This is a genomic window from Bullifex sp. (genome assembly GCF_034103065.1).
Lineage (GTDB): Bacteria > Spirochaetota > Spirochaetia > Sphaerochaetales > Sphaerochaetaceae > Bullifex.
In genome coordinates, this window is sequence record NZ_JAXEGN010000004.1 from 1 (window position 1) to 7,103 (window position 7,103).

5 protein-coding genes are annotated in these 7,103 nt (G+C 32.8%); all 5 read right to left on the bottom strand.

Annotated features, from left to right (window positions below; genetic code table 11):
* Nucleotides 1-947: Clp protease N-terminal domain-containing protein (locus SOY52_RS00085; RefSeq protein ID WP_320846949.1), on the bottom strand; the 947-nt coding region annotated here is incomplete at its 3' end.
* Nucleotides 948-1,020: 73 nt separating this feature from the next.
* Nucleotides 1,021-3,912, bottom strand: coding sequence for a diguanylate cyclase domain-containing protein (locus SOY52_RS00090; RefSeq protein ID WP_320846950.1), 2,892 nt, complete (start codon nucleotides 3,910-3,912; stop codon nucleotides 1,021-1,023).
* 233 nt (nucleotides 3,913-4,145) lie between these two features.
* The gene (locus SOY52_RS00095; RefSeq protein ID WP_320846951.1) at nucleotides 4,146-4,748 is read right to left on the bottom strand and encodes a TetR/AcrR family transcriptional regulator; all 603 of its coding nucleotides are present in this window, start codon (nucleotides 4,746-4,748) and stop codon (nucleotides 4,146-4,148) included.
* 566 nt (nucleotides 4,749-5,314) lie between these two features.
* Nucleotides 5,315-6,328, bottom strand: coding sequence for an ornithine carbamoyltransferase (argF, locus tag SOY52_RS00100; RefSeq protein ID WP_320846952.1), 1,014 nt, complete (start codon nucleotides 6,326-6,328; stop codon nucleotides 5,315-5,317).
* Between the two features lie 225 nt (nucleotides 6,329-6,553).
* The coding region (gene rmuC / locus SOY52_RS00105; RefSeq protein ID WP_320846953.1) for a DNA recombination protein RmuC at nucleotides 6,554-7,103 on the bottom strand (550 nt) is incomplete at its 5' end.

The following is a 7,103-nucleotide window of genomic DNA, read 5'->3' on the forward strand; positions in this document are numbered from 1 at the left end:
TCCAAGGTAGTTGCACCTATTGCATGTAGTTCACCCCTTGCGAGAGCTGGTTTAATTAAGTTAGAAGCATCGGTTGATCCTTCACTTGCACCAGCACCAACTATTGTATGAAGTTCATCGATAAAGAGAATAACCTCTCCATTGCTCTTAGTTACCTCGTTGATAACACCCTTCAAACGTTCCTCAAATTCACCTCTGAATTTAGCACCCGCGACAAGAGAACCAACATCCAAAGAAAGAATCCTCTTACTCCTTAATGATTCAGGAACATCACCTTTCGTAATTCTTTGAGCAAGACCTTCTACAATAGCTGTCTTACCAACACCTGGTTCACCTATTAAAACTGGATTATTTTTAGTCTTTCTACAAAGAACTTGCATTACCCTTCTTATCTCTTCATCTCTTCCGATAACAGGGTCAAGCTTGTCCTCTCTAGCAGCTTTAGTTAAATCCTTACAGTATTTTTCAAGCACTTGGTAACTAGCTTCTGGATCTTGGTTAGTAATTCTTACATTACCTCTAATATCCTTTAACGCCTTTAGAATCTCTTCCTTCTTAAGTCCTAGCTCTCTTAATGCATTTCCTTCAACGCTTGAAGAGTCAACTAGAGCGAGTAAAAAATGTTCTGCACTAGTATATTCATCCTTGAAAGAGGATGCTATCTTTTCAGCTTGATTTAAGTCCTGATAACAGCTTTGGGAAAGACTTCTTTGTACGTTACCATAAGCTTTTGGAAGCTTAGAAAGTACATTTCTCATTGAAGAATCAACACTCTGAACACTAACTCCTAGCTTCTCTAAAAGAGGTCTAATAACCCCTTCTTTTTGATCAAGAAGTGCAATAAGAATATGAGCTGATGTAAGTTCGCTGTGACTTTCTTCTCCAGCAAATTGATTAGCCCGCTCAATTGCTTCCTGCATTTTAATTGTAAATTTATTTAAATCCATATTACTCTCCATTATTTGGAGAACGCTTCACACGCTCTTAATGTAATAAAAGAGGAAATAATCGACAAGAAAATTATTCTGAAATTTTAAAGCAGTTTTTTCCTTCTCGTTTAGCTTTATAAAGCTCTTCATCTGCCTTTTCATAGATTATATCAAACTCTGTTGCATCTCTTTGAGTACAAACTACTCCCATAGAAACAGTAGGTTTAACAACTCCATTAGCTAAGCCAGAGACAATGTTTTGCTTAAGCTCCTCTAATTTTTTATTAATATCATCTAGTGAATCATTATTATCTATTTTAATGAGACAACAGAACTCATCACCACCCATCCTGCCTGAAAGAGAGCCAGCTGGAAGATGTTCTTTTAAGATTAGAGCAAGGGTTTGTAATGCTTTATCACCTCTTGGGTGACCATAGGTATCATTTAACCTTTTAAAGTTATCTATATCAATCATAAGTAAAAGGTATCTAGAGTCCGAAAGTGAAAGAAGATGCTCTGCATGGCGTTTAAAAGCAGAACGGTTTAAAGCACCTGTTAGAGGATCTTTTTGATTTGATTCCTCTAAGCGATGAAGGCTCATCATTACCCTATTTCTCGCAAGACCTACTTGGAGCTGTACAGAAACAGAGTCTGTGATATCAGATACAATAACCGTTGTATGACCATTTTCAATAACACCTGTACAATATACATATCTACCAGTACCATCAAAACGCTTTATTCTATGTTCAATGTATACAATACCTTTTATACTTTCTTGGTTAACAAGGTTCCAATAAGCTTCCCTATCTTCCTCAAAAATTAAATCATTTTGAGTTAACTTTAACCTCTCAACATCATATTGAGAGTATCCAGTCATATGTTCAAATTGTTTATCGACGTTCAAAATAATATTATCTTGACCAATTTCATATCTTGAGAATAGAACAGGAGTTACAAGATTTGTTAATTCATGATTATCAAATAACTGTTCTTCGCTTTCAGTTTTTACACTAATATCTTTATTTCCAGTAATTAACGATAAGAAGCAGTCAACAATATATGGATCGAATTGAGTACCTGCATGAGTTTTAAGCTCATTCAAAGCCTTTTCTTGACTCATAGCCTTTCTATATGGTCTATCAGATACCATAGCATCGTAAGAGTCTACAACAGAAATAACTCGTGAAAGCAAAGGAATATCTTCATATTTCAATCCATCAGGATAACCACTACCATCCCAGTTTTCATGGTGGTGTAAAATAGCTGGTGCTATGATATTAAGCTCTGGAGTTGCCTTAGCAATTCTATAGCCTTTAACGGCATGTGTACGCATTATTTCTCTTTCGCTATCAGTTAGCTTAGCAGGCTTTATTAAAATATCACGAGGAACACCTACCTTACCAATATCGTGAAAAAGACATAGTAATGAAAGCTGGTCTCTTTCATAATCTGTTAATCCAAGAATGTAGGATAGTTTTTCTCCAAGTTCTCTTGTTCTTCTAACATGAAGCTCTGTCTCTGTATCACACTCTAAAAGCATTTGGTGTAGCGAATCGATAACAGATGAGTGGTCAGAATCACTATCAAGAAGCTTTCTAGTTTTTAAAATTGATAATATTTTATTAATCGCTTTGGAAACATCACAAACTTTATCTGCTTGAGTTAAAGCAAAGTTAAAAGAAAGGTGGAATGGGAAGCTATTATCAGAGATTAACTCTTCATTTGCTTTAATTAATAGTGCCTTCATCTGCTCTTGGTTGACCATTCTTGAGATACAGCATAAAACAGCATCTTGCAAACGAACAAAGATAGCATCTCTTGGCATAATTTCTCTTAATAGCTGAGCATGTTTATGAAGCGCCTTATCCCCACCTTCTCTACCAACAGTGTTATTTAATAGTGTTAATCTATTTAAGTCACTTACAGCGATACAGATATTTCCATCACTTAGTAGCTCATTTATATGGTGATAGAAATATGCTTGAGTATGATAGTTTGTTACAAGATCAACACCTAATGTATTTTCAGTAAAGATAAAGAAACGTCCTATAATATCTCTACTCTTTTTATCAGTGAGTACCTTAAAGTCACAAATATATGAAAAATCAGAGACCTTGCTATTTGTCCAATATAAACGCTTATCTTGATTTAAATCTGATAAATTATCACCAAAATCACAGCACTCTAAAAAAGAATTTAGAGTTTCACAATTATCAATCCGTAATAAACTCTTTGCATTTTTATTTGAAAATACTAACTTGTTATCATCACTAAATAAAAATACAGGCTGAAGAATTTCTTCAAAAACACTAGTTTGAAGTCTTCCTAATAGATATTTATCTCGAGCTTCAAATGAATTCCAATATACTAAATATCCCAAAATACTATAAAAGGCTACTGAAATATCGATTATTAGAATATCCTTCATCAAGAGGTATGCAGCATTTAATAAAACAACAGCTAAAATACTGCCCATCATTCGTTCATAAAAGACTTTATATAATTTAGGCTGTTGAGACGATTCATATAAAAGCGCTATAAAGCTTAATGCTATTGATATATAGCAAATAGATAAATGGACCTTGTATAGTGGATAAGATGAGAAATCCCAAGCAACTAAAGGTGATGTAACTTCATAAAATGATACCTCAATGCCGGTAAAAGGATTACTCATTAATAAAAGAACATCTATTGCTATCGCATAATATAATAATGTCCTTATCACTCTAAAAATCTTATTTCTATTTGCTCTCTTTGCTTGTGCAAAGAAATAGTTCATCAACAACATTATCATGATATCTATAGCAGAAAAATATATGCTATAAACCCAAGTTGCAGCTCTTAAGTCCTCTACTATAATAGTAGAAAGATAGAGTATGTTAACTAAAACTGTTGATAATAGAGCATATCTAAAAGTCTTTGCTTCAAAGCTTTTATTTTTTAGGGAGATTTTAAATAATAAAATGGTGCTTAGCGACATAAATACATATATTGCTATACAAATTAGCCGTAGCATCTCTAGTCTCTCCCTTTTTATTTAAAATAAATCATAAACTTAAAGTAGCGAATAATACAACAATATTTTATTTGTTAATTTTAATAATAAAAGCTTGTATTCTTGGGTTTTCCTGTTTTGTAAAAAATGTTTCAGGATCTTGATCTGCAAGAATAGATCCCGCTTCCATAAAAAATAACCTACAATTTTAGTAGGTTTTATTTTATACGGAAGAAATCAAGATAAGTTGAAATGAATACTTTTGAGTCAGAAGCGGAGAAATTCCCAAGGAATGCAATCTGGAAACAAAAAGCTTCAAGTAGAGTAAATAAATGTCTTGAAACCATCTCAATATCACAATTATTGCTAATTTCACCCTTTTTTATACCATTATTTAATAATCTCTTAAAAAGGATAGTAAGTTTCGCTGTTCTTCTCATAATGATATCAGAAAAGTCTACATGCTCTCTCTTACTTTGAAGCATAACGTCCATCAATGACTGTAACTCACCTTCTGACTCTACTGCTTGGTCTACGATATCACAGCAAATCCAAGTTAATCTATCAAGACTATTACCATAGGAAAGATCCCAAGCCATTTGACTATACTTTGTAAACATCTTTCCTGTAATAAGCTTTACAGCATAGTAATATATTTCTTTCTTATCCTTAAAATACTGATATAAAGTAGGACGCGATAGACCACATTCCTCTGCTATACTTGATAAATTACTATCTCTATATCCATCTCTAGCAAAGATTTCTAATGCTTTTTTTAAGATAATTACTTTTCTTTCTTCGTGGTCAATCTTTTTTGGCATAAAGTCATTATACCTTGAAAATGTCAAAAATGACAAGTAAATCTAATAATGTCAAATTAGTCATATCTTTCCAATATTGTCAAAATAATGCTTTAGATTTCATAAAATAAAGATAAATTGCTAATATCAACGCTAAAATATCAGCTACAGGCTAAGCCCAAATTGCGCTAGCTTAATTCAAGAATATAGTAGGTAATACATTTTGTAATACTTCTTTTTAAGGGAGCATTTTGCTCCTGCCTTAGTTGTTTTACCTATTTTTATTCTTTTTTTAGGACCATAGTATAATAAATCTATTATCTATTTCTTTTTTTAATCTTGAAGCAATACCAACAACTGTTTATCGTGTAGCTTTAAAATGACTTTCCTTGCCATCTGATTATCTTTTAAAATACCTTTATTGTTAAGTCTTTTGGACGTAACTCAAAATTAGGGCACTGTTATAGAGTGTCATTAAACCATTATCTAATTGGTTTTACAAATGAAAGTATACTACTGCATCAATCAATAGCATGATATTAATTGGGATAAATAATTAGGAGTCAAAAAGACTCCCAATTTGTGAATTAATATCTTAATGAATCAGAAATAGTAGCAACCATTACAGCTTTAATAGTATGCATTCTATTTTCAGCCTCATCAAATACAACACTGTTTTTGCTTCTGAATACTTCATCTGTTACTTCCATCTCATCAAGGCCAAACTTCTCTTTAACCATCTGAGCTGTTGTTGTATTTAAGTCATGGAATGAAGGTAAGCAGTGCTCGAAAATACAATCAGGATTACCGGTCATCTCCATTACCTTTTTATTTACTTGGTAAGGCTTTAAAAGAGCAATACGCTCTGCCATCTTATCTTCTTCACCCATTGAGCACCAAATATCAGTGTAAATGATATCAGCATCTTTTACAGCTTCCTCGATATTAGAAGTAATTGTAATTTTACTTCCGCTTTCTTTTGCAAAAGCTGTACATTCATTAACTAAACTTTGAGCAGGGTATAAGCTTTCAGGAGTTGCAATTGCGAAATCCATTCCAATCTTTGTTGCACCAATAAAGAGTGCATTTGCAACGTTATTTCTACCATCACCAACATATGCCATTTTCATTTGATCGAGAGGCTTGTTGATGTGCTCCTTTGCAGTTAAGAAATCTGCTAAAACCTGAGTTGGATGATCATCATCAGTAAGACCATTCCATACAGGTACCCCTGAATACTTTGCTAGATCTTCAACAACAGAGTGAGCAAAACCTCTATACTCAATACCATCATAAAGACGACCAAGTACATTTGCTGTATCCTCTAACGATTCCTTTTTACCCATCTGAGAGTTTGTTAAGTATGTTACTCCAGCACCTTCATCATAAGCGGCTACTTCAAATGAACAACGGGTACGAGTACTAGTTTTGTCAAAAAGTAATACGATGTTTTTGCCAGATAATAAATGTCCCATTACACCTGGATCACATGGCTTTACATACTTCTTCTTTTTTAACTCTTGTGCTAATGAGATCAAATACATGATCTCTTCCTTTGAATAATCTTTTAATGTAAGAAAACTGCGGCCCTTTAATTTCATATGTTTCACCTCTTGAAAAAGAAATATATACATTTAGCAATAAATCGTCAATATATTGCATAAATATACATATAATTTTCTATAAAATTTCAAACTTATTAAAGCTAAATAATTAAGTATTATCTTAAAATAAGTATTTATTTTATAACTAGTTAAATTAATACTTAAAGATAGAAATTACTAAATTTAAATTCACTAATTTTAATAATAATACATAATTATTAATTATTCATTTAGCTGAAGCACATCACTATTTTTATCTTCCTCAGGGAGCTCTATGCTTGAAAGTTTAAGGGAAATCTTTTGAGTTCTTGAAGAAACATCACTTAGCTTTGAGGAAGCACTATCGATACTCTTTAATGCTTTATCAACGCTATCAGCGAAGTAACCAAATTGCTTCTTCATTCCTGCAAATAACTTCCAAACTTCATGACTTCTTTTTTCTACAGCGAGGGTTCGAAAGCCCATTTGAAGACTATTAATGAGCGCTGCCAAAGTAGTTGGTCCAGCAACCGTTACACGATATTGTGTTTGAAGAGTATCGGTAAAACCTGGGATTGATAATATTTCTGCATATAAGCTTTCTGTTGGTAAAAATAGAATAGCAAAGTCAGTAGTTTTTGGAGGATTAATGTACTTTGATGAAATATCCTTCGCCTCTGATAGCACTCGATTTTTCATCTGTATTTGATAAGCCTTCATCAATTCAACATCACCATTTTCACTTGCTTTAATGTAATTTTCATAGTCTTCTCTTGGAAATTTTGAATCAATT